The following is a 23,543-nucleotide window of genomic DNA, read 5'->3' on the forward strand; positions in this document are numbered from 1 at the left end:
TTGTGATCGAACAAGGCTTTCAACTGGCGACGAAGACGCTAATAGTAACTATTAATGCTATGTTGAATTTTTATGACATAGCATTCGGCATTCGAAGGGGAATTCGTTGCCGCCGGGACCCTGACATGGTTGATTGGGACCGGTTTGTAGCCCCTGAAGCCCTTCTCGGCAAAGGCTCCGGAAACGGAGTGCCGCCAGGAGCTGATAGAGTGGACCGCGATTTCGCCTTGAAATGCGGCGTGCTGGAAGGAAAGTGATATGAGCAAGGTCAGCGGCAGCAACGGCGGCGACTCCAAGAACACCCTCTATTGTTCGTTCTGCGGAAAGAGCCAGCACGAAGTCCGGAAACTGATTGCCGGACCGACCGTCTTCATCTGCGATGAATGCGTCGAATTGTGCATGGACATTATCCGCGAGGAGAACAAGTCCTCGATGGTCAAGTCCCGCGACGGCGTCCCGACGCCTCAGGACATCATCAAGGTCCTCGACGAATACGTCATCGGCCAGAGGCAGGCGAAGAAGATCCTGTCGGTCGCCGTTCACAACCATTACAAGCGCCTGGCGCACGCCTCCAAGAACGGCGAAGTCGAGCTGGCGAAGTCCAACATCATGCTCGTCGGACCTACAGGCTGCGGCAAGACCTATCTGGCCCAGACGCTCGCCCGCATCATCGACGTTCCCTTCACCATGGCGGATGCGACAACGCTGACGGAAGCCGGCTATGTCGGCGAGGATGTCGAAAACATCATTCTGAAGCTCCTGCAGGCGGCCGACTACAATGTCGAACGCGCGCAGCGCGGCATCGTCTACATCGACGAAGTCGACAAGATTTCGCGCAAGTCCGACAATCCGTCGATCACCCGCGACGTCTCGGGCGAGGGCGTGCAGCAGGCGCTCTTGAAGATCATGGAAGGCACGGTCGCTTCCGTTCCGCCGCAGGGCGGCCGCAAGCACCCGCAGCAGGAATTCCTGCAGGTCGACACGACGAACATCCTGTTCATCTGCGGCGGCGCCTTCGCCGGCCTCGACAAGATCATCTCCGCCCGCGGCGAGAAGACTTCGATCGGCTTCGGCGCGACCGTCAAGGCTCAGGACGACCGCCGCGTCGGCGAAGTCCTGCGCGAACTGGAGCCGGAAGATCTGGTCAAGTTCGGCCTCATTCCCGAGTTCATCGGCCGTCTGCCGGTTTTGGCGACGCTCGAGGATCTCGACGAGGACGCGCTGATCCAGATCCTATCCGAGCCGAAGAACGCGCTGATCAAGCAGTATCAGCGGCTGTTCGAGATGGAAGATGTGGAACTCACCTTCCACGAGGATGCATTGCGCGAAATCGCCCGCAAGGCGATCGTGCGCAAGACCGGCGCCCGCGGCCTTCGTTCGATCATGGAGAAGATCCTGCTCGACACGATGTTCGAACTGCCGACGCTGGAAGGCGTGCGCGAGGTAGTCATCTCGGAGGAGGTGGTGCGCGGCTCGGCTCGTCCGCTCTACATCTATGCCGATCGTCAGGAAGAAAAAGCCAACGCTTCCGCGTAATCTCGTGGTTTTCGCACCGTTATTTTAAGGGGCTTGCCATGGGCGAGCCCCTTTCTATTTGAAAAACCATGCGAGGCGCTGTTAGTATTTTGCCGGTGGGAACTGGAGCTTGCCTTTGCCGATGTTGCGCAAGGGGCGATGCTTGGCAATGATGCAGTGATTCCGTGAGTGTATTGCTGGCGTTGTATATAGCCGGGTCGGAAGTGGTAAGCGCCGGTCCAGCCACGCGTTTCATAGTGCTGGTGTTCCGTTGTAACGAAGCTGTCATATCCGGGGAACGAGGGCGTTAGCGTGGCTTGAAAAGCATAGTGAGAACCTCCACTTGTAGGCCAAGTGAGAGTGCCGGCTGATCCCAAGCGGCCGTGCAAAGAGCCCGGCAACGGGACGATGGAAAGGATAAAAAATGACGAAGAAAACGTCTGTAGCGAGCAGCACTGCCTACCCTGTTCTGCCTTTGCGTGACATCGTGGTTTTCCCGCATATGATCGTGCCGCTGTTTGTCGGACGGGAAAAGTCGATCCGTGCGCTCGAGGAGGTCATGGGCTCGGACAAGCAGATCATGTTGGTGACGCAGATCAACGCCAGCGACGATGATCCGGACCCTTCGGCGATCCACAATGTCGGCACCGTGGCAAACGTGCTGCAGCTGCTGAAGCTGCCTGACGGCACCGTCAAGGTTCTGGTCGAAGGCCGCGCCCGCGCCGAGATCGACACTTATACGAGCCGTGAGGATTTCTATGAGGCGCTCGGCCATGTGCTCGAGGAGCCCCATGACGATCCGGTCGAACTGGAAGCTTTGTCGCGCTCGGTCGTTTCCGAATTCGAAAGCTATGTGAAGCTGAACAAAAAGATTTCGCCGGAAGTGGTCGGTGCCGCCAGCCAGATCGACGACTATTCCAAGCTCGCCGATACGGTCGCCTCGCATCTGTCGATCAAGATCACCGAGAAGCAGGAGATGCTGGAGACGACGAGCGTCAAGCAGCGTCTCGAAAAGGCTCTCGGCTTCATGGAAGGCGAGATCTCGGTGCTGCAGGTCGAAAAGCGCATCCGCTCGCGCGTCAAGCGCCAGATGGAGAAGACCCAGCGCGAATATTATCTCAACGAGCAGATGAAGGCGATCCAGAAGGAGCTCGGTGACGGCGAGGAAGGCCGTGACGAGATGAGCGAACTGGAAGAGCGCATCTCCAAGACCAAGCTGTCCAAGGAGGCCCGTGAAAAGGCCGAGGCGGAGCTGAAGAAGCTGCGCCAGATGAGCCCGATGTCGGCGGAGGCCACGGTCGTGCGCAATTATCTGGATTGGCTGCTCGGCATTCCGTGGGGCAAGAAGTCGAAGATCAAGGCCGACCTCAACAATGCCGAGAAGATCCTCGAGGCCGATCACTTCGGTCTGGACAAGGTCAAGGAACGCATTGTCGAATATCTCGCCGTGCAGGCTCGCGCCACCAAGATCAAGGGCCCGATCCTCTGCCTCGTCGGCCCTCCGGGCGTCGGCAAGACCTCGCTCGCCCAGTCGATCGCCAAGGCAACCGGCCGTGAGTATGTTCGCATGGCGCTCGGCGGCGTTCGCGACGAGGCCGAAATCCGCGGTCACCGCCGCACCTATATCGGCTCGATGCCCGGCAAGGTCATCCAGTCGATGAAGAAGGCGAAGAAGTCCAACCCGCTCTTCCTGCTCGACGAAATCGACAAGATGGGCATGGATTTCCGTGGCGATCCGTCTTCGGCCCTGCTCGAAGTGCTCGATCCGGCGCAGAACTCGACCTTCATGGACCACTATCTGGAAGTCGAATACGACCTGTCGGATGTGATGTTCATCACGACCGCGAATACGCTGAACATCCCTGCACCGCTGATGGACCGCATGGAGATCATCCGTATCGCCGGCTACACCGAAGATGAAAAGCGCGAGATCGCCAAGCGGCACCTGCTGCCGAAGGCTATCAAGGAACATGCGTTGCAGCCGGAAGAATTCTCGGTCAGCGACGATGCCCTGATGGCGATCAGCCAGCAGTACACCCGCGAAGCCGGTGTCCGCAGCTTCGAACGCGAATTGATGAAGCTCGCCCGCAAGGCGGTCACCGAGATCATCAAGGGCAAGACGAAGTCCGTTCACGTGACGGCCGCCAACATCGCCGACTATCTCGGCGTCCCGCGCTTCCGCCATGGCGAAGCCGAGGGCGAGGATCAGGTCGGCGTCGTGACCGGCCTTGCCTGGACGGAAGTCGGCGGCGAGCTGCTGACCATCGAAGGCGTGATGATGCCGGGCAAGGGCCGCATGACGGTTACCGGCAATCTGAAGGACGTCATGAAGGAATCGATCTCGGCGGCGGCTTCCTACGTCCGCTCGCGCGCTGTCGATTTCGGCATCGAACCGCCGATGTTCGAAAAGAACGACATCCACGTGCACGTGCCGGAAGGTGCGACGCCGAAGGATGGCCCGTCGGCCGGTGTCGCCATGGCAACCGCCATCGTTTCGATCATGACCGGCATCCCGGTCAACAAGCATGTGGCCATGACCGGTGAAATCACCCTTCGCGGCCGGGTGCTGCCGATCGGCGGTCTCAAGGAAAAGCTGCTGGCAGCGCTTCGCGGCGGCATCAAGAAGGTGCTGATTCCGGAGGAAAACGCAAAGGATCTGGCGGAGATTCCGGACAACGTGAAGAACAGCATGGAGATCATCCCGGTCTCCCGGATGGGCGAGGTGATCAAGCACGCGCTGATCCGCCGGCCGGAGCCGATCGAGTGGGATGGCACGGTGGAAACGCCTGTTATCACCTCGGTCGAAGGCCTTGACGATACGGGCGCAACGATCGCTCATTGAGTGGCGTTTGCCACATTTGTGCCCTATTGGCGCAAAAGACGCGAAAAGGCTGGCGGAAACGCCAGCCTTTTTTGTGAAAACGTCATGGAGACGCTTGCTTTTCCTTGATTTGCAGGGCTTTTGGGTTCCCGGCGGGCCTGATGAAACCTATTCTGCGCCTAGCTTACATTTGAGTCGTTTCATACCATTTAGAAAGGGGTGGAAACATGAACAAGAATGAACTCGTGTCCGCAGTGGCCGAAAAGGCAGGACTGACGAAGTCTGACGCGGCTTCCGCTGTTGACGCGGTTTTCGACGTTGTCCAGGCCGAACTCAAGAACAAGGGCGATATCCGCCTCGCTGGTTTCGGCAGCTTCACCGTTTCTCATCGCGCTGCAACGAAGGGCCGCAACCCGTCGACCGGCGCTGAAGTCGATATTCCAGCCCGCAACGTGCCGAAGTTCACGCCCGGCAAGGGCCTGAAGGACGCCGTCAACGGTTGATTTGATCGTCCGCCAGTCGTAAACGAGAACGGCTGAGCAGGATTTCGAGGGGTTCGGCGCTGCCGGACCCCTTTTGTTTTGCCGCTTGCCGCAGGCAGCGCCTTGTTTTACGAACGATGCTGTTCTCAGGGCGGGGTGAAAGTCCCCACCGGCGGTAAGGGCTGTGGCCCGAGCCCGCGAGCGCCTTCTCAAGCTTCGGCCGGGGAAGGGTCAGCAGATCCGGTGCGATTCCGGAGCCGACGGTATAGTTGGAAGAAAGAGAATGAGCATGGCCGTGATCGGGCAGGGGACTGCCGGCCTCTGCGCGCCGTCGCCTCAAGCGTCCTGATTTATGTTGATCGCCTGCATAATTCCTTAAATCGGAATCGATTTAAGGATGAACTATGCAGCAATTAAAAGCGCTAGAGCGTCTTTTGCGCGTCTGGAAAGACGCGCGGCGCTGTAGTTCCGGATGGAAGACATGAATCAGAATTCGCTTGCAGTCTCGCAATCTCGCGCCGTTGCCGGCGCTGCTTTCATGGTGCTTGGAGGCGTCGCCTTCTCGCTGCTCAACGTCGTCACCCAGTGGCTGACCATGAAGCTCGCCTTTCCGCCGGCCTCCGCAGCCTTCTGGCAATATGCCTTCGCCTTCCTCTTCTCCTTGCCCTTCCTGCGCAAATCAGGCCTTTCGGCCATGCGTACGGACTATCCCTGGCGACACGTCGTGCGCGTCCTCTTTGCCGCGCTTGGTGTCGAGGCCTGGGTTTCCGGTCTTGCCTCAGTGCCGATCTGGCAGGCGATCGCGCTGGTCATGACCTCGCCCTTCTTCATTATCCTCGGCGCCCGCCTGTTCCTCGGTGAGCGCGTCGGCCCGGCCCGCTGGGCAGCGACTGGTGTCGGGTTTGCTGGCGCGATGATCATCCTCCAGCCATGGTCTGATAGTTTCACCTGGGCGGCGCTCCTGCCGGTGCTCTCGGCGCTGCTCTGGGGTGCCTCCTCGCTTATCACCAAGAGCCTGACCGGTATCGAGAGGCCAGAGACCATCACCGTCTGGCTGTTGGTGCTGCTGACGCCGATCAACGGCGGTCTGGCACTTGCGGCGGGCTTCGCCGTACCGACAGGCACGACACTCGCGCTCTTCCTTCTGGCAGGCCTCCTGACGGTCGTGGCGCAATATCTGCTGACCCTAGCCTATGCCAGTGCCGACGCCGCCTATATCCAGCCATTCGATGATCTGAAGCTGCCGCTGAACGTGCTCGCCGGCTGGCTGTTTTTCGGTTACGCGCCGGCCGGTTATCTCTGGCTGGGCGCCGCGCTCATTCTTTCAGCGTCGCTCTTCATCATGCGAAACGAGATGCGCCGGGAAAGGCCGCCGGCCTGACGCCGACCTCTGAAAACGCGCGGGCTGTCATGTCTCTGTCATGGCAGTCCCGCAAAACCCCTCTGTTCGATCTTTCGACATTGGGGGATTTCATGACAATTTTATCGCGCAAGGCAGCGCTCACTGCTGTGCTTCTCGCATCCGGTGCCGTCCCGGCTGCGGCCGAGCCGGTTTTCAACCGCATCGCCTCCTTCCCGGTCGCCCAGAACCTGCCTGCTGACAAGGACAAGCTTTCGCCGACATCCGCGGAAATCATCACCGCGACCGACGACGGTAACACGCTGATCTATAGCGACAGCCCGCTCGGCGCGATCGGCTTCATCGACATTACCGACGCCAAGGCCCCGAAAGCCGCCGGCGCGCTGATGATGGATGGCGAGCCGACATCGGTTACCTCGAGCGCCGGCAAGGCGCTGGTTGCCGTCAACACCTCCGAAAGCAAGGCCAAGCCCTCAGGCCGCCTCGCAATCGTCGACGTGGCGACGAAGAAGATCGAGAACACCTGCGATCTCGGTGGCCAGCCGGATTCGATTGCCCTCAACAATGACAAGACGCTCGGCGCCATCGCGATCGAAAACGAACGCGACGAAGAGGTCAATCACGGCAAGATCCCGCAGATGCCGGCCGGCGAGCTCGCCGTTTTCCAGGTCAACAACGGCACCGTCGACTGCGGCGCCATCAAGCATGTGGCGCTGAATGGTCTCGCCGGTGTTGCCCCTGAAGATCCGGAGCCGGAATTCGTCGCTTTCAACGGCCTGAATGAAATTGCCCTGACGCTGCAGGAAAACAACGAGATCGTCATCATCGACGCCAACACGGCTCAGGTGAAGACCCACTTTACCGCCGGCAGCGTCGATCTCTCCGGCATCGACACGAAGCGCGACGGCGCCCTGAAATTCTCGAGCGAATCGAAGGGCGTGCTGCGCGAGCCGGACGCCGTGAAGTGGCTGGACGACAACCGCCTCGTCGTCGCCAATGAAGGCGACTATCAGGGCGGCTCGCGCGGCTTCACCATCTTCGACAAGACGGGCAAGGTCCTCTACGAATCGGGCGCATCCTTCGAACGCGCCGTCGCCCATATCGGCCATTATCCGGAAAGCCGTTCGGGATCGAAGGGCGTCGAGCCGGAAGGTCTCGAAGCCGCCAAGTTCGGCGATGACCAGTATTTCTTCCTGCTTGCCGAGCGCGCCTCGGTCGTCGGCGTCTATAAGGATACCGGCGCCGACCCCGAACTCGTGCAGCTTCTGCCGTCGGGCATTTCGCCGGAAGGCGGGGTCGCTATCCCCCAGCGTAATCTCTTCGCGACCGCAAATGAACTCGATCTCGGCAAGGACGGCGGAGTGCGCTCGCACGTGATGATCTACGAGCGCTCGGAAGGCGAAAAAGCTTATCCACAGATCGTCTCCACCGAGAAGGACGGCAATCCGATCGGTTTCGCAGCCCTTTCGGGTCTCGCCGCCGTTCCCGGAAAACCGGGCATGCTCTACGCCGTCAGCGACAGCGTTCTGGGCTCGCAGCCGACGATCTACTCGATCGACGCAACCAAGAAGCCGGCCGTCATCACCGACGCCCTCGTCGTCAAGCGCGACGGCGCTCCGGCGCAGAAGCTCGACATCGAAGGCATTGCGGTCGCAGCCGACGGCTCCTTCTGGCTCGCCTCGGAAGGAAACAGCGAGCGCCTCGTCCCGCATGCGCTCTACAACGTCAATGCCAAGGGCGACATCAAGGCCGAGATTGCTCTGCCTAGGGAACTCGCCGCCAACGAAATTCGCTACGGCTTCGAGGGTGTCACCATTGTCGGCACCGGCGACGATGCTACGTTGTGGATGGTCGTCCAGCGCGAGTGGGGTGACGACGAGAAGGGCTTCGTCAAGCTCGTCTCCTACAATCCGAAGAAAAAGGAATGGGGCGCCTTGCGCTATCCCCTCGACAAGACGGAAAGCGGCTGGGTCGGCCTGTCTGAGATCTCCGCCCACGGCGACAACGTTTACATCATCGAGCGCGACAACCTCGTCGGCGACGCCGCCAGGCTGAAGAAGCTTTACAAGGTGGCGATCTCGGAACTGAAGCCAGCCAAGCTCGGGGCCGAACTGCCGGTCGTGAAGAAAACCGAAGCACACGACTTCCTCGACGAACTAAAGACCGTGACGAACGGCTATGTGCTCGACAAGCTCGAAGGCTTCACCTTCGACGCCTCCGGCAAGCCTTACGCTGTCACCGATAATGACGGTGTGAGCGACTCTTCCGGCGAGACCTTGTTCTTTACGGTCGAACTGAGTGCCACGAACTGAAAGCTGCCCCTCATCCTAACCCTCTCCCCGTTAAAACGGGGCGAGGGGACGTGCCAAGCGCAACGTCGAGGTGAAGGAAGCACGTGCGGCATATCCCTTCGCCCCGCTCGCGGGGGTCCGGAGGACGGGTCGAAACCGGTGCCGCGACCCCGGTCGGTGGCGGCAGCCGGTGAGGGGCCGCTCTCGGCTCGCTGCAGCCTTCAATAAAAGCGACTCGCTCCAGCCTTACCAGCGCTGATGCACATGCGGCGCGATCAGCCGATTGTATATCTCGCGCGTCGCCACTAACACATCGGGCGAGAGCGGCGCGAGATCGGCTGCGGCCGCATTGGCTCTCGCCTGTTCGGCATTGCGGGCGCCGGGGATGACGACAGTAACGGCTTCAGCCATCAGGATCCAACGCAGCGCGAAGGCGGCCATAGTGACGCCGGCCGGCACCAGCTTGCGCACTTCCTCGACCGCCTGCAGCCCGACCTCGAAAGGTACGCCGGCAAAGGTCTCGCCGACGTCGAAAGCTTCGCCGTGGCGGTTGAAATTGCGATGGTCGTCGCTGGCAAACTGCGTCTCGCGGCTGATCTTGCCGGAGAGAAGACCACTTGCCAGCGGCACGCGCGCAATGATCGCCACATTCCTGCGACGTGCTTCCTCGAAGAACAGATGGTCGGGGCGCTGACGGAAAATGTTGTAGATGATCTGGACGCTGACGACGCCGGGATATTCGATCGCCTTCAGCCCGTCCTCGACTTTTTCGACGCTAACGCCATAACCCTTGATCTTTCCGGCCTTCTGCAGCGCGTCGAGGCCCTCGAAGACCTCAGGGAGGTAAAGCACCTCGCGCGGCGGGCAGTGCAACTGCACGAGATCGAGGCTGTCGACCGCGAGGTTTTTGAGGCTGCGGTCGATGAAGCCTTGGAGATTGGCCTTGGTATATCCTTCCGCGACATGTGGGTTGAGGCGGCGGCCTACCTTGGTTGCGACCATCGGGCGCTCGCCGCCGCGCGTCTTCAGGACATCGGCAATGATCTTTTCCGAGCGGCCTTCGCCGTAAACATCCGCCGTGTCGACGAACGTCATACCGGCATCGAGCGCGGCGTTCAGCGCCGCCCGCCCATCCGCCTCGCTGATATCGCCCCAGGAGCCGCCGATCTGCCAGGCGCCGAAGCCGACATTGGTAACGGTGAACGGCATGCGGCCAAACGCATGGTGTTTCATGAACATCTCCCTAGGTTATGAACGCTTTGGCCTATCAGGCGGGCAACTGCGCGGCAATTGCCGATCTGGTCTTGATCGGTCGCCTCGATCAAATATCGTCGCACCGTAAAGCTTCAACAGCATGGATGGAAAGGAACGATCATGGAGATCAAACCCGCTGGCTCCAGCCCCTCGACGAAGCCGCCGGCCGACTATTTTACCGGCGCCGTTCGGCAGGATCCGCTGATCGAGCCGCCGACGCCGGCAAGGGTGAAGGCAACCTCCGTCACTTTCGAACCCGGAGCCCGCACCGCCTGGCACACGCATCCGCTCGGCCAGACGCTGATCGTCACCTCAGGCAAGGGCCTTGCCCAGAGCTGGGGCGGGGAGATTCGTGAGATTCGCGCGGGCGACACCGTCTGGTTTGCGCCGGGCGAAAAACACTGGCACGGCGCCGGCCCGGAGACGGCGATGACGCATATTGCCATTCACGAGGCATTGGACGGCAGCCATGTCGACTGGATGGAAAAGGTCAGCGACGAACAATATTCCGGCAAGGCGTGAACTGATCAAAGGCGCTTCAGGCAATAGGAAAAATGCGCGTGTGATTCGACCGTCAGGAATTCGAATTGCCAGCCATAATCCTTGCAGAATTTCGTAACCGCCTCGACGACACCGTAGACGATCGGTTTGACGGTGTTGCCGGTGCAGAAATCATGGCCGGCGATGCGTCCTGTGCGCTTCACCTTCCTCTCGCAGAGCAGGAGCTCCTGCCAGGTGAGCTCGAAGGAATGATCGGTGTCGATATAGGCCCAGTCGAGGAAGTCATCCTCGAATTCGGCTAGCTTGTCGAGCGATGTGCCTTGCATCAGGTGCAGCCGGCCGGCCTCGATCTCGGCCGCGAAATTCGTGTGAATCGCGTCGAGCCCGGAGCTGTAGCGATCCATCGACCAGGGATCGATGAGATAAAGCTGGGCCGGGCGATTCTTTTCCAGGATCTCCGCCGTATACTCGCCGAAGGCCGCCCCCACCTCGACGCCGATGCCGCCATTCGGGATCCGGTAGAGCAGTTCGCCCCGATCCGGCAGCAGCCGGGCGTTTTCTATATGATGGGCGCTGAGCGGGGTGCGCGGCATGCTCGCCCGCAACGCCTGCCTTTCTTCACGTGTCTTCATCTTTGATCTCGGGATTGGGGCGGCTGGCGGCCCTTGTGCGGTTCGAGGGGAACGTAGGAGCAGCCGAGGCGGATGACAACGGCATGACAAGAATTTGCTTCCTGCGGACAAAAGGTTAAGTTTCGCCTGTGAATGACGAAAGAGCCCTGGGAGGAGCGACTTCATGAGACGGATGTGGCCCGAAGAGTTCAATGCCATCATTGCCCATGCCGAAGAAGTGATGCTGGAATCATCCGCAGAAGCAGGCGCCGGCGACCCGCTGCACCGGAAAGCGCTGAAGGCGCGCATCGCCATGGAAGATTACGAGCGAATCTGGCCGCTCGCCGAGATGCGCTTCCGCTTGGGCGAGGGGCCGTTCGCCGGCAAGGCCATCACGCTCATCACCACCAACCCTCATTATCATCCCTGGCATCCAAAGGATGGCGGCAGCATCGAATCCGTCTCGGACAGCGGCCGCCACTATAAGACGGATTATCTCGTCGTCCATTTCCTACTCGATGACGTAAGGGAAACCTCGCCCGCCTGACGGGCTTCCCCGGTGTCGCCAAACGGCGACGCCGGGATGCTGACGCCGAGTTGATATTCACCCTGATGACAATGACGGCGATATCGTTAGAGCTTTTCCGGTTAGCTTGCAGCATTCTGTTGGCTTAAACGGAGTCGGATGGTCGACCGGCCGGCGCGCTTCGTAGCCCAGCTCTACGGCCAAGCCGGCCGGTCGATCAGCCGGCCCGTTTCAGCCAACCCTCTTGCAGATTTGCCCGGCAAATCTGCAAGACTTTAGAACCGCCGGACGCACCTATCGCTTCGCCACGGCGAAGCGGTGCGGCCGGTGGGTCGGGCATCTCTAGCCAGGATCAAAGGCGATCGACTCGGACGTACCTTGGGGTATGCCCTTCGCCAGTCGCCTTTGCCCTGACGAAAACCTGCTCCGGCAGAATGCTTCAATCTAACCCGGAAAAGCTCTAAGCTCCCGGAACGATCCGTGCCAATTGGAGGTTCCCATGACGGGCAATGTGCTGGATATTCCGGTCAAGACGGTGGATGGTCGACAGACCACGCTGAACGAATACAAGGGCAGGGTACTTCTGATCGTCAACGTCGCGTCGAAATGCGGGCTGACGCCGCAATATGAGGGGCTTGAAAGACTCTATGGCGAAAAGCGCGAGCGCGGCTTCGTCATCGCCGCTTTCCCCGCCAACGACTTCAAGGGCCAGGAACCCGGCACGGACGCCGAGATCCTCGATTTCTGCACCACCACCTACGACGTCACCTTCCCGATCTTTTCTAAGATCTCGGTCAAGGGCGAGGCCCAGCACCCGCTCTACCGGCAGTTGACCAAATCGGGCGTGAAGACGACGGGCGAGGGTCCGATGCGCGAACGCCTGAATGCCCACGGCATATCAGGCGGCGACGAGGATGACATTCTCTGGAATTTCGAAAAATTCCTGATCGGCCGCGACGGCAAGGTCGCCGCCCGCTTCGCGCCCGATGTGACGGCAGATGATTCGCGGCTGGTTTCGGCGGTGGATCAGGAGTTGGCGAAGGGATGATTTGCCGGCAGCCGAGCAGGATCTTCAGATCCCGAGGACGGTCACAAGCGGAGGCGTAAAGTCCTTGAAGCCCAGTATCGGCTGGTCGCACCTTCTGTCAAACTTCGTCTTCGGTACGTGGCGCTGGCATTTAGGATTCGTCTTGAAGGCGTATCCGGGCAGGCTGACATAGATGGAGCTTGGCGTGCAAAGGGCAATCGCAATGCACAGCGTCAATGCGGAGCATAGAGTTCTCATGGTACCCCCCCGGCGCCGTAAGCCTTCAAGCGCGGAGACTTCCGGGCGACGAATAGTCTCATTTTTGCCCGCCCTCATCCATTCGCCCAATAGGAGGTGCGCGGAGGCTGGAGTAGTCCGTTTTGGTGGAACCTGGCTTCCCTGACGGCGCCGCATTTGACCTGCCGGACAGCTATGCTGTGCCGGAATGTCTTGCCGAATGTCGGGTCGCGTTCATGTAAGATAGCTTCTGCAAGAGGCAGATAGCTGCATTGAGCCAATCCGCGGCAGATCACTGCGGCTCGACATTACTCTTCGAAACTCAAGAGGAAAAATGGTGGGCGATGAGAGACTCGAACTCCCGACATCCTCGGTGTAAACGAGGCGCTCTACCAACTGAGCTAATCGCCCATCGCTGGCGAAGCCGATCGGCCTGCTGCGTTGGTGGCCGTGATCTATGCGGATCGCGGCAAAACCGCAAGAGTGTTTGTGAAGAATTTTTGATTTTTTTGGCGGTGGTCTGCTCGTCTGCGCTGCCGAACGGGCTCGGTCGGCCTGTGGATAAAGGGGAGGGGAGCCGCGGGCTTATGCATTTTGCCTGCGCTGTCGGCTCCGATCGTGCCTCGCTACGGCTGCGGAAGTTGGAATTGCCGGCTTTCCGTTCTTCCTGCAGCGGCTTTGCCGAAACAATTCAACGACTGTCATGGTTTTGTCTCCAAACCTGCTTGACACTAAAAGGCGAACCCCGTAGTTAGCCGCTCATCGAAACGGCCAGCCGTTTTGGTGAGGGTGCGAAGGCATCCGGATTGCTTGAAATGAAGTGCGGGTGTAGCTCAGTCGGTTAGAGTGCCGGCCTGTCACGCCGGAGGTCGCGGGTTCGAGCCCCGTCACTCGCGCCATTTCAAAGCAGGCGTTCAATCGCCGCCGTCCGGCTCTTCCGTCCGTCATGCGCGGGTGTAGCTCAGTCGGTTAGAGTGCCGGCCTGTCACGCCGGAGGTCGCGGGTTCGAGCCCCGTCACTCGCGCCATTCTCTTCCGAAAGCCATGCAGTTTCCAGGGGTCAGGCATGCAGCTTGAATCGACTTCTGCGGATTTGTCGCGACATCGTTGCATCTGCTTGATAATGTCCGCCCGCGACGCGTCGAATTGCCTCTGTAAAAGTCTTGCGCCGCGGCGTCGGCTGCGCTAACCACGGCTTGTTGCAACGCACGTTCGCTTGTCGGGCAATTGCCCAAATGCGCCGCCTGGCGCCTCCGGCAAGCAAGGATGAACATGATGACTGAACTGCTCAGTTCCTATATTCCGATCGCTATCTTCATCGCCATTGCGCTCGTTATCGGCCTGGCGCTGCTCATTGCGCCGTTCGCCGTGGCTTTCAAAGCGCCCGATTCGGAAAAGCTCTCGGCTTACGAATGCGGTTTCAACGCTTTCGACGACGCCCGCATGAAGTTCGACATCCGCTTCTATCTCGTGTCGATCCTCTTCATCATCTTCGACCTCGAGGTCGCCTTCCTCTTCCCCTGGGCCGTTTCCTTCGGCGCCATCGGCTGGTTCGGCTTCTGGTCCATGATGGTCTTCCTCCTCGTGCTGACCATCGGCTTTATCTATGAATGGAAGAAGGGAGCCCTGGAATGGGAGTGACCCCTGTGAGCAATCAGCCGCTCGTCGCGCCGCAGCCGAAGGGGATCATCGATCCGTCGACCGGCAAGCCGATCGGCAGCAACGACGCATTTTTCGGCGAGATCAACAACGAACTCGCCGACAAGGGTTTCCTCGTCACCTCGACGGACGAGTTGATCAACTGGGCCCGAACCGGCTCGCTGATGTGGATGACCTTTGGTCTTGCCTGTTGCGCTGTCGAAATGATGCAGCTCTCCATGCCGCGTTATGACGTCGAGCGCTTTGGTTTTGCGCCGCGCGCTTCGCCGCGCCAGTCCGACGTGATGATCGTCGCCGGCACGCTGACTAACAAGATGGCGCCGGCTCTGCGCAAGGTTTACGACCAGATGCCTGAGCCGCGCTATGTCATCTCGATGGGCTCCTGTGCTAATGGCGGCGGCTACTATCACTATTCCTATTCGGTTGTTCGCGGCTGCGACCGTGTCGTGCCGATCGATATTTACGTGCCGGGCTGTCCCCCCACGGCGGAGGCACTGCTTTACGGCGTGCTTCTGCTGCAGAAGAAGATCCGGCGCACCGGCACGATCGAACGCTAAGGGTTAAGGACAAGGCATATGAGTGAAGCCCTGACTGAGCTTGCCTCCTATCTTGGCGGAGCGCGCGGCAACCTGATCGTCGCCTCGCAGATGAAGTATGGCGAGCTGACGCTGACGGCGACGGGTGAAAACCTGATCCCGCTCCTGACCTTCCTGCGTGACGACGCCAAGTGCGGTTTCGTCAACCTGATCGACATTTGCGGCGTCGACTGGCCGCAGCGCGAACTGCGTTTCGACGTCGTCTATCATCTGCTGTCGCCGAAGAAGAACCTGCGCATCCGCGTCAAGGTCGCGACCGACGAGGATACGCCGGTTCCCTCTGCTTGCCCCGTCTATCCCGGCGCCGACTGGTTCGAGCGTGAGACTTGGGACATGTACGGTGTGCTCTTCACCGGCCATCCGGACCTGCGCCGCATCCTGACCGACTATGGTTTCGAAGGTCATCCTTTGCGCAAGGACTTCCCGACCACTGGTTTCGTCGAAGTTCGTTATGACGACGCGGCGAAGCGCGTCGTTTACGAGCCGGTGGAACTCAAGCAGGAATTCCGCAACTTCGACTTCATGTCGCCATGGGAGGGCACGGAATATGTGCTTCCTGGCGACGAAAAAGCGAAACAATAATTCAAGGCGGCTGGCGGGCTCTGCGCCCGTCATTCACTGGTTATCTGAAAACGCGAGCTCATCGCCATGACAGAACATAACGTCCGTAACTTCAACATCAATTTCGGACCGCAGCATCCGGCGGCGCACGGCGTTCTTCGTCTTGTCCTGGAGCTTGACGGCGAAATTGTGGAGCGGGTCGATCCGCATATCGGCTTGCTTCATCGCGGCACCGAGAAGCTGATCGAGACCAAGACCTATCTTCAGGCGGTGCCCTATTTCGATCGCCTCGACTATGTCGCGCCGATGAACCAGGAGCATGCCTATGCGCTGGCCGTGGAAAAGCTGCTCGGTATCCAGATCCCGATCCGTGGTCAGCTGATCCGCGTTCTCTACTCGGAAATTGGCCGCATCCTCTCACATCTCTTGAACGTTACGACGCAGGCCATGGACGTCGGCGCGCTGACACCGCCGCTCTGGGGCTTCGAAGAGCGTGAAAAGCTGATGGTGTTCTATGAACGCGCCAGCGGCTCGCGCATGCATGCAGCGTATTTCCGTCCGGGCGGCGTCCACCAGGATCTGCCGGAAAAGCTCGTGCAGGACATCGGCGACTGGTGCGATCCGTTCCTGAAGGCGCTCGACGACATCGACGACCTTTTGACCGGCAACCGTATCTTCAAGCAGCGCAACGTCGACATCGGCGTCGTCTCTCTGGAAGATTGCTGGGCCTGGGGCTTCTCCGGCGTCATGGTGCGCGGTTCGGGCGCTGCCTGGGACCTGCGTCGCGCCCAGCCTTACGAATGTTATTCCGATCTTGAATTCGACATCCCGATCGGCAAGAACGGCGACAATTACGACCGCTACCTGATCCGCATGATCGAGATGCGCCAATCGGTCCGCATCATGAAGCAGTGCGTCAATCGCCTGCTCTCGGATGCGAAGACCGGTCCTTTCTCGTCGATCGACGGCAAGGTCGTGCCGCCGAAGCGTGGCGAGATGAAGCGCTCGATGGAAGCGCTGATCCACCATTTCAAGCTCTACACCGAAGGCTACCACGTGCCTGCCGGCGAGGTTTATGCCGCCGTCGAGGCGCCGAAGGGCGAGTTCGGCGTCTATCTCGTCTCCGACGGCTCGAACAAGCCGTATCGCTGCAAGATCCGCGCTCCGGGTTACGCCCATCTGCAGGCGATGGACTTCATGTGCCGCGGCCATCAGCTCGCCGACGTCGCTGCTGTCCTTGGCTCGCTCGATATCGTCTTCGGCGAGGTGGACCGCTGATGCAGCTTCTGCCGCTGGCCGTCGCAATTCTTCTTGCGGCATCCGGGGTTTCGGCCCAGGAGGCCGACACCCTCGGCACGCCGCTGGGTCATAAGGAAGTGACGCCGCCGGGGCAGCAATCGTCCATGGGCGAGCTTTTGTCCAAGGGCTATCAGATCAAGGCCGCCATTCCGAATGGCAGCAAATTCGTCGTATTTATGCAGAAAGACCAGTCGGCCTATGCCTGCGAAATGCAGTCTTTGACTGCTTCGCGGTGTGGAACCCTAAACTGACAAGGCGTGAGGAAGAATGTCCGTTCGTCGATTAGCCGAAGATCAATTTCAGCCTGCCGCATTCGCCTTCAGCGATGAAAATGCGGTCTGGGCGGACAAGACGATCCAGAAATACCCCGCCGGCCGCCAGCAGTCGGCGGTCATTCCGCTGCTGATGCGGGCGCAGGAACAGGACGGCTGGGTCACGCGCGCGGCGATTGAAAAGATCGCCGACATGCTCGACATGGCCTATATCAGAGTGCTCGAGGTCGCGACCTTCTATACGCAGTTCCAGCTGCATCCTGTCGGCACGCGCGCCCATGTCCAGGTCTGCGGCACGACGCCCTGCATGCTGCGCGGCTCGGAAGCGCTGATGTCGGTCTGCAAGAGCAAGATCCACGTGCACCCCTTCGAGCGCAATGCCGAAGGCACGCTCTCCTGGGAAGAGGTCGAATGTCTTGGCGCCTGCGTCAACGCCCCGATGGTGATGATCGGCAAGGACACGTACGAAGACCTGACGCCGGAGCGCCTCGAAGAGATCATCGACACCTTTGCCGCCGGCAATGGCGCGAGCATCAAGCCGGGCACCCAGATCGACCGGATATTCTCAGCACCTGAAGGCGGCCCGACCTCGCTGACGACGGAAGAGCCGAAGGCGAGGACACGCGCCAAGAAGGCCGATACCGAAACCGTGTCGGCACCGGTCGACGGCGCGCCGGTCCCGCCCTCCGAGGCCGGCCGCCCGAAGAGCACCGATGCCGAGACCAATGCCGCCTTGAAGACGCCGGCGACGGCGCCGAAGGCAGCAGCGAAGAATGCCAAGGCAGCCGCGCAGCAGCCGGTTTCCGGCACGGCGCCTGCCGAGCCGGCGCTTGCTGCGGCCAAGGCCGAAACCGCTCCGGCGGCCAAGCCCAGCCTGACTGACAAGAACCGTCCAGCCGGCATCGAAAAGCCCGCCGCACCGGATGACCTGAAGATGATCTCCGGCGTCGGTCCGAAGATCGAGGCGACGTTGAATGAAATCGGCATCTTCACCTTCTCGCAGGTCGCAGGTTGGAAGAAGGCCGAGCGCGAATGGGTCGATGGCTACCTGAATTTCCGCGGCCGCATTGAGCGTGACGACTGGGTCAAGCAGGCCAAGGCGCTCGCCAAGGGCGGCGAAGCGGAATATATCAAGGTCTTCGGCAAGAAGCCGCGGTAAGAGGTGAAGCATGTTACAAGATAAAGACCGCATCTTTACCAACATCTACGGCCTCAAGGACAAGTCCCTGAAGGGCGCGATGAGCCGCGGCCATTGGGATGGCACCAAGCAGATCCTCGAAAAGGGCCGCGATTGGATCATCAACGAGATGAAAGCCTCTGGCCTTCGCGGCCGCGGCGGCGCCGGCTTCCCCACGGGTCTCAAATGGTCCTTCATGCCGAAGGAAAGCGACGGCCGCCCGCATTACCTGGTCGTCAATGCCGACGAATCGGAGCCCGGCACTTGCAAGGACCGCGACATCATGCGCCACGATCCGCACACGCTGATCGAAGGCTGCGTCGTCGCGAGCTTCGCCATGGGCGCCAATACCGCCTATATCTATGTGCGCGGCGAATATATCCGCGAGCGTGAAGCGCTGCAGGCTGCAATCGACGAATGTTATGATTACGGCCTGCTCGGCAAGAACAACAAGCTCGGCTGGGACATGGACATCTTTGTCCATCACGGCGCCGGCGCCTATATCTGCGGTGAGGAAACCGCGCTGCTCGAGAGCCTCGAGGGCAAGAAGGGCCAGCCGCGGCTCAAGCCGCCGTTCCCCGCCAATATGGGTCTCTACGGCTGCCCGACGACCGTCAACAACGTCGAATCGATCGCTGTCGCGCCGACGATCCTGCGCCGCGGCGCCGGCTGGTTCTCTTCTATCGGCCGTCCGAACAATGTCGGCACCAAGCTGTTCATGCTCTCCGGCCACGTCAACAAGCCGTGCACCGTCGAAGAGGAAATGGGCATCACATTCCGCGAACTGGTCGACCGCCACGCGGGCGGCATCCGCGGCGGCTGGGACAACCTGCTCGCCGTCATTCCGGGCGGCGCATCCTGCCCGATCGTTCCGGCCAAGGACATCATCGATTGCCCGATGGATTTCGACGGCCTGCGCGGTGTCGGCTCCTCCTTCGGCACGGCCGCCGCGATCGTCATGGACAAGTCCACCGACGTCATCAAGGCGATCGCCCGCATCTCCGCGTTCTTCAAGCATGAGAGCTGTGGCCAGTGCACGCCCTGCCGCGAAGGCACTGGCTGGATGTGGCGCGTGATGGAGCGCATGGCCAAGGGCAATGCCCAGAAGCGCGAAATCGACATGCTGTTCCAGGTGACGAAGCAAATCGAAGGCCACACCATCTGTGCGCTCGGCGACGCCGCCGCATGGCCGGTGCAGGGTCTGATCCGTAACTTCCGCCCTGAGATCGAAAAGCGCATCGACCAGTATACGGCAAGTGCGCTCGACCACGGGGCGGTTTTGGAGGCGGCTGAATAATCATGACGGACAAGGCATCCAAGAGTGGGAAGAAGGAAGAGACCGCCGATTTCGCGGCCGGCTTCGGCCGTCTTGCCGCCGAGATGCTGGAAAACGCGCAGGCAATGCCTGTGCATCCGCTGATGGCGCACCCTGCCGCAGCCTTTGCCGCCGCAACGGCAATCGGTTTCGGCCTCTCGACGCAGATGGCGAGCGCCTTTTTCGGAGCCTTTCAGGGCGCTCTGGAAACGACGGGCAAACTCGCCGCAGCCCTCGATGACACGCCGCCCGACGAACCGGCGCCCGCGGTCGATATCCGACCGGAAAATATCCGCCCGGCCGCCAAGGCTTTCCGCAAGCCCGCGGCCGACAATCCTGCGGTCGAGCGGAAGGCTGGGCCGAGGCTGACAGTCGTCAAGCCGGCTGCCGAACCGGTTCCGGCGAGCCGGCCAAAGCCGGCTGTGAAAGCAAAAGCCGCTCAGCGGACTGCAAAGGCCGACGATCTCAAGCTGATCGCCGGCATCGGCCCGAAGCTGGAGCAGGTGCTGAACACCAAAGGCATTCGCGGCTTCGCCGATATTGCCGCCTGGACCGACGAGGATATCGCCCGGCTCGACGCCGAGCTCGGCCTTAGCGGCCGCATCGCGCGTGATGACTGGATTGGGCAGGCGAAGGTTCTGGCCGGGCGGGGCCGCAGAAGGAAATGAACTGTCCGGCCGTGCAAACCGGCCGGAAATAGGGCGGATCGGCGAAGGGGTGGGGGCCTCACGCTGCAGATGCCGGTGCGGGTTCCGCGTCTGGAACGCGCGACAGACAATTTGGGCGACATCGGCTGCCGGCAGGACGAAAGATCCGGCTCGGCAAAGAGAATGTTGCAAAACAGGTTTGTTTGCCGCCTTCAGGCAAACGGGAAACAGGACTGAGCGACGATGGCAAAACTGAAGATTGACGGCAACGAGATCGAAGTTCCGGATCATTTCACGCTATTGCAGGCGTGTGAGGATGCCGGCGCCGAAGTTCCGCGCTTCTGCTTCCACGAACGCCTGTCGGTTGCCGGCAACTGCCGCATGTGCCTTGTCGAGGTGAAGGGCGGCCCGCCGAAGCCGCAGGCTTCCTGCGCCATGAGCGTGCGCGACATCCGCGGCGGCCCGAATGGCGAATTGCCGGAGGTCTTCACCAACACGCCGATGGTCAAGAAGGCCCGCGAAGGCGTGATGGAATTCCTGCTGATCAACCATCCGCTCGATTGCCCGATCTGCGACCAGGGCGGCGAATGCGACCTGCAGGATCAGGCGATGGCCTTCGGCATCGACACCTCCCGCTACCAGGAAGACAAGCGCGCCGTCGAGGACAAGTATATCGGCCCGCTCGTCAAGACGGTGATGAACCGCTGCATCCATTGCACGCGCTGTGTCCGCTTCACCACTGAGGTTGCCGGCATTTCTGAGCTCGGCCTGATCGGCCGCGGCGAGGATGCCGAGATCACTACTTATCTCGAACAGGCGATGACCTCCGAACTGCAGGGCAACGTCGTCGACCTCTGCCCGGTCGGCGCGCTCACCTCCAAGCCCTTTGCTTTCACCGCGCGCCCCTGGGAATTGAACAAGACCGAGTCGATCGACGTCATGGATGCCGTCGGTTCGGCGATCCGCGTCGACACCCGTGGCCGTGAAGTGATGCGCATCCTGCCGCGTGTCAACGAGGCGATCAACGAAGAGTGGATTTCCGACAAGAGCCGCTTCATCTGGGACGGTTTGAAGACGCAGCGCCTCGACCGGCCTTACGTCCGCCGCGACGGCCGCCTGCAGCCGGCGAGCTGGGCCGAAGCCTTCGGCGCCATCAAGGCTGCTGTCAGCGCCACCTCGGGTGACAAGATTGGTGCGATCGCGGGCGACCTCGCTTCCGTCGAAGAAATGTATGCGCTCTCCGAACTGGTGAAGTCGCTGGGATCGGCCAATCTCGACTGTCGCCAGGATGGGACGGCACTCGATCCGTCGCTCGGCCGCGCCAGCTACCTTTTCAACCCGACGATTGCTGGTATCGACCAGGCCGACGCGCTGCTGATCATCGGCGCCAATCCGCGCTTCGAGGCGGCTATCCTCAATGCCCGCATCCGCAAGCGCTGGCGCCGCGGCAAGTTCCCGATCGGCGTGATCGGCGAGCCCAGTGAACTGCGTTACAGCTATGACTATCTCGGCGGCGGACCTGACACACTGAAGGATCTGGTCGACGGCGGTCATGCCTTCGCGGACGTCCTGAAGAACGCCGCCAAGCCGATGATCATCATCGGCCAGGGCGCGCTGTCGCGCAGCGATGGCGCCGGCGTACTCGCAAGTGCCGCCAAGCTTGCCGGTTCGGTCGGTGCGGTCGTCGACGGCTGGAACGGCTTTGCCGTCCTCCACACTGCCGCTTCGCGCGTCGGCGGCCTCGACCTCGGCTTCGTACCCGGTGCCAAGGGCGTCAGCGCCGCCGAGATGCTGACGGCAATGGACGTGCTCTTCCTGCTTGGCGCCGACGAACTCGACTTCACCGCCAAGAAGGCCAAGCTCACCGTCTATATCGGCTCGCACGGCGATAACGGCGCCCACCATGCCGACGTCATCCTGCCGGCCGCAGCCTATACCGAAAAGTCCGGCACCTGGGTCAATACCGAAGGCCGTGTCCAGATGGGCAACCGCGCAGGCTTTGCGCCGGGTGATGCCCGCGAGGACTGGGCGATCATTCGCGCTCTGTCGGACGTGCTCGGCAAGAAGCTTCCCTTCGATTCGCTGAGCGAGCTGCGCGGCCGGCTCTATGCCGCTTTCCCGCATTTCGCCGCCATCGACGAGATCGCCGAAACCGATAGCGCCCAAATTGCCGCAGTCGCGAAAAAAGCCGGCAAGATGAACAAGTCAGGGTTTGCGTCGCCGGTCAAAGACTTCTATTTGACGAACCCGATAGCGCGCGCCTCGGCTGTCATGGCCGAGTGCTCGGCATTGGCCCGCAACAACTTCAAAGTCGCGGCAGAGTAAGGGCAGGAACTCATGGATTCTTTCTTCTCAACCTATGTCTGGCCGGGGATCATCATGATCGGTCAGTCGCTGCTGCTTCTCGTCTGCCTGCTCGTCTTCATCGCTTACGTGCTGCTTGCCGACCGCAAGATCTGGGCGGCGGTGCAGCTGCGCCGCGGTCCGAACGTCGTCGGTCCCTTCGGCCTGTTCCAGTCCTTCGCCGACCTTCTGAAGTTCGTCTTCAAGGAGCCGATTATTCCGGCCGGCGCCAACAAGGCGGTGTTCCTGCTGGCCCCGCTGGTTACGGTGCTTCTGGCGCTGTCGACCTGGGCGGTGGTGCCGCTCGCCGACGGCTGGGTGATCGCCAACATCAATGTCGGCATCCTCTATATTTTCGCGATCTCCTCTCTCGAAGTCTACGGCATCATCATGGGCGGCTGGGCTTCGAATTCGAAATACCCGTTCCTCGGCGCGCTGCGCTCGGCCGCACAGATGGTGTCCTATGAAGTCTCGATCGGCTTCGTCATCGTCACCGTTCTGCTCTGCGTCGGCTCGCTCAACCTGACCGACATCGTCAATGCGCAGCACAATGGCCTCGGCACCATGCTCGGCCTGCCGGCCTCGTTCCTCGACTGGCACTGGCTGTCGCTGTTCCCGATGTTCATCGTCTTCTTTATCTCGGCGCTCGCCGAGACGAACCGCCCGCCTTTCGACCTTCCGGAAGCGGAGTCGGAACTTGTCGCCGGCTTCATGGTCGAATACGGCTCCTCCCCATACATGATGTTCATGCTAGGCGAATATGCCGCCGTCTGCCTGATGTGCTCGCTCACGACGATCCTCTTCCTCGGCGGCTGGCTGCCTCCGGTCGATATCTGGATCCTCAACTGGGTCCCTGGCATCATCTGGTTCATGCTGAAGGCATGCTTCGTGTTCTTCATGTTCGCGATGGTCAAAGCCTTCGTCCCGCGCTACCGCTACGACCAGCTCATGCGTCTCGGCTGGAAAGTCTTCCTGCCGCTGTCGCTCGCTATGGTGATTATCGTTGCATTCGTGCTGAAACTGATGGGATGGGCGTAATGATGCCTGCTC

At 60.8% G+C, this 23,543-nt stretch carries 21 protein-coding genes, 3 tRNA genes and 1 riboswitch; of the genes, 20 read left to right on the forward strand and 4 right to left on the reverse strand.

Annotation, left to right across the window (positions count from 1 at the left end):
* Positions 1-258: 258 nt before the first annotated feature.
* From clpX to PH551_RS10030, 5 genes are all read left to right on the forward strand, one after another.
* On the forward strand, positions 259-1,536 hold the full coding sequence (gene clpX, locus PH551_RS10010) for an ATP-dependent Clp protease ATP-binding subunit ClpX (RefSeq protein ID WP_004680013.1): 1,278 nt from the start codon (positions 259-261) through the stop codon (positions 1,534-1,536).
* Between the two features lie 403 nt (positions 1,537-1,939).
* Positions 1,940-4,357: an endopeptidase La gene (gene lon, locus PH551_RS10015; protein WP_085777766.1), complete on the forward strand. Its 2,418-nt coding sequence runs from the start codon at positions 1,940-1,942 to the stop codon at positions 4,355-4,357.
* 206 nt (positions 4,358-4,563) lie between these two features.
* Complete coding sequence (gene hupB / locus PH551_RS10020) at positions 4,564-4,839, forward strand: DNA-binding protein HupB (protein ID WP_003558438.1); 276 nt, start codon at positions 4,564-4,566, stop codon at positions 4,837-4,839.
* A 117-nt stretch (positions 4,840-4,956) separates the two neighbouring features.
* A riboswitch (FMN riboswitch) is annotated at positions 4,957-5,107 on the forward strand.
* Between the two features lie 183 nt (positions 5,108-5,290).
* Entirely contained in the window at positions 5,291-6,199 is a 909-nt protein-coding gene (locus PH551_RS10025; protein WP_483315411.1) for a DMT family transporter, read from the forward strand.
* A gap of 92 nt (positions 6,200-6,291) precedes the next feature.
* Positions 6,292-8,490 carry an esterase-like activity of phytase family protein gene (locus PH551_RS10030; RefSeq protein ID WP_285192875.1) on the forward strand — a complete coding sequence of 733 codons (2,199 nt, stop codon included), beginning with the start codon at positions 6,292-6,294 and terminating at the stop codon, positions 8,488-8,490.
* A gap of 225 nt (positions 8,491-8,715) precedes the next feature.
* Here the strand turns inward: PH551_RS10030 and PH551_RS10035 are convergent, their stop codons facing one another.
* On the reverse strand, positions 8,716-9,702 hold the full coding sequence (locus tag PH551_RS10035) for an aldo/keto reductase (protein ID WP_285192876.1): 987 nt from the start codon (positions 9,700-9,702) through the stop codon (positions 8,716-8,718).
* A 141-nt stretch (positions 9,703-9,843) separates the two neighbouring features.
* Between PH551_RS10035 and PH551_RS10040 the strand changes: the two genes are divergently transcribed.
* A complete protein-coding gene (locus tag PH551_RS10040; protein ID WP_221127957.1) occupies positions 9,844-10,245 on the forward strand; it encodes a (R)-mandelonitrile lyase in 402 nt (133 codons plus the stop codon).
* A gap of 5 nt (positions 10,246-10,250) precedes the next feature.
* Here the strand turns inward: PH551_RS10040 and PH551_RS10045 are convergent, their stop codons facing one another.
* A complete protein-coding gene (locus PH551_RS10045; RefSeq protein WP_085777769.1) occupies positions 10,251-10,856 on the reverse strand; it encodes a class I SAM-dependent methyltransferase in 606 nt (201 codons plus the stop codon).
* Between the two features lie 163 nt (positions 10,857-11,019).
* Here PH551_RS10045 and PH551_RS10050 point away from each other — a divergent pair, with 163 nt between their 5' ends.
* Together PH551_RS10050 and PH551_RS10055 are read left to right on the forward strand one after the other, a co-directional pair.
* Complete coding sequence (locus tag PH551_RS10050) at positions 11,020-11,382, forward strand: hypothetical protein (protein ID WP_285192877.1); 363 nt, start codon at positions 11,020-11,022, stop codon at positions 11,380-11,382.
* Between the two features lie 478 nt (positions 11,383-11,860).
* The gene (locus PH551_RS10055; RefSeq protein ID WP_085777771.1) at positions 11,861-12,409 is read left to right on the forward strand and encodes a glutathione peroxidase; all 549 of its coding nucleotides are present in this window, start codon (positions 11,861-11,863) and stop codon (positions 12,407-12,409) included.
* A gap of 24 nt (positions 12,410-12,433) precedes the next feature.
* Here the strand turns inward: PH551_RS10055 and PH551_RS32895 are convergent, their stop codons facing one another.
* Positions 12,434-12,646: a hypothetical protein gene (locus PH551_RS32895; protein ID WP_085777772.1), complete on the reverse strand. Its 213-nt coding sequence runs from the start codon at positions 12,644-12,646 to the stop codon at positions 12,434-12,436.
* A 314-nt stretch (positions 12,647-12,960) separates the two neighbouring features.
* Positions 12,961-13,036 (reverse strand) — tRNA-Val (locus PH551_RS10060).
* A gap of 411 nt (positions 13,037-13,447) precedes the next feature.
* On the opposite strand from PH551_RS10060, the gene PH551_RS10065 reads away from it, so the two are divergent.
* The 12 genes from PH551_RS10065 (at position 13,448) to nuoH (ending at position 23,531) form a co-directional block, all read left to right on the forward strand.
* A tRNA-Asp gene (locus tag PH551_RS10065) sits at positions 13,448-13,524 on the forward strand.
* Between the two features lie 51 nt (positions 13,525-13,575).
* Positions 13,576-13,652 (forward strand) — tRNA-Asp (locus PH551_RS10070).
* Between the two features lie 247 nt (positions 13,653-13,899).
* The gene (locus PH551_RS10075) at positions 13,900-14,265 is read left to right on the forward strand and encodes an NADH-quinone oxidoreductase subunit A (protein ID WP_010055493.1); all 366 of its coding nucleotides are present in this window, start codon (positions 13,900-13,902) and stop codon (positions 14,263-14,265) included.
* Positions 14,256-14,840 carry a NuoB/complex I 20 kDa subunit family protein gene (locus tag PH551_RS10080; protein ID WP_064801815.1) on the forward strand — a complete coding sequence of 195 codons (585 nt, stop codon included), beginning with the start codon at positions 14,256-14,258 and terminating at the stop codon, positions 14,838-14,840. The genes PH551_RS10075 and PH551_RS10080 overlap by 10 nt, the downstream gene beginning before the upstream one ends.
* 18 nt (positions 14,841-14,858) lie before the next feature.
* Complete coding sequence (locus PH551_RS10085) at positions 14,859-15,461, forward strand: NADH-quinone oxidoreductase subunit C (protein WP_285192878.1); 603 nt, start codon at positions 14,859-14,861, stop codon at positions 15,459-15,461.
* Between the two features lie 66 nt (positions 15,462-15,527).
* Positions 15,528-16,718, forward strand: a complete 1,191-nt coding sequence (locus PH551_RS10090; protein ID WP_097598371.1) for an NADH-quinone oxidoreductase subunit D — start codon at positions 15,528-15,530, stop codon at positions 16,716-16,718.
* Entirely contained in the window at positions 16,718-16,990 is a 273-nt protein-coding gene (locus tag PH551_RS10095; protein WP_085777776.1) for a hypothetical protein, read from the forward strand. The genes PH551_RS10090 and PH551_RS10095 overlap by 1 nt, the downstream gene beginning before the upstream one ends.
* A 16-nt stretch (positions 16,991-17,006) precedes the next feature.
* Complete coding sequence (locus PH551_RS10100; protein ID WP_285192879.1) at positions 17,007-18,170, forward strand: NADH-quinone oxidoreductase subunit E; 1,164 nt, start codon at positions 17,007-17,009, stop codon at positions 18,168-18,170.
* 10 nt (positions 18,171-18,180) lie between these two features.
* On the forward strand, positions 18,181-19,485 hold the full coding sequence (gene nuoF / locus PH551_RS10105; RefSeq protein ID WP_064801825.1) for an NADH-quinone oxidoreductase subunit NuoF: 1,305 nt from the start codon (positions 18,181-18,183) through the stop codon (positions 19,483-19,485).
* Positions 19,486-19,487: 2 nt separating this feature from the next.
* Positions 19,488-20,171: a 5' DNA nuclease gene (locus tag PH551_RS10110; RefSeq protein ID WP_285192880.1), complete on the forward strand. Its 684-nt coding sequence runs from the start codon at positions 19,488-19,490 to the stop codon at positions 20,169-20,171.
* Between the two features lie 222 nt (positions 20,172-20,393).
* Complete coding sequence (nuoG, locus tag PH551_RS10115) at positions 20,394-22,475, forward strand: NADH-quinone oxidoreductase subunit NuoG (RefSeq protein ID WP_085777780.1); 2,082 nt, start codon at positions 20,394-20,396, stop codon at positions 22,473-22,475.
* Between the two features lie 12 nt (positions 22,476-22,487).
* Complete coding sequence (gene nuoH, locus PH551_RS10120) at positions 22,488-23,531, forward strand: NADH-quinone oxidoreductase subunit NuoH (protein ID WP_064801830.1); 1,044 nt, start codon at positions 22,488-22,490, stop codon at positions 23,529-23,531.
* The last annotated feature ends 12 nt before the right edge of the window (positions 23,532-23,543 follow it).

The organism is Rhizobium atlanticum, assembly GCF_030182485.1.
In the GTDB taxonomy this organism is placed as follows: domain Bacteria; phylum Pseudomonadota; class Alphaproteobacteria; order Rhizobiales; family Rhizobiaceae; genus Rhizobium.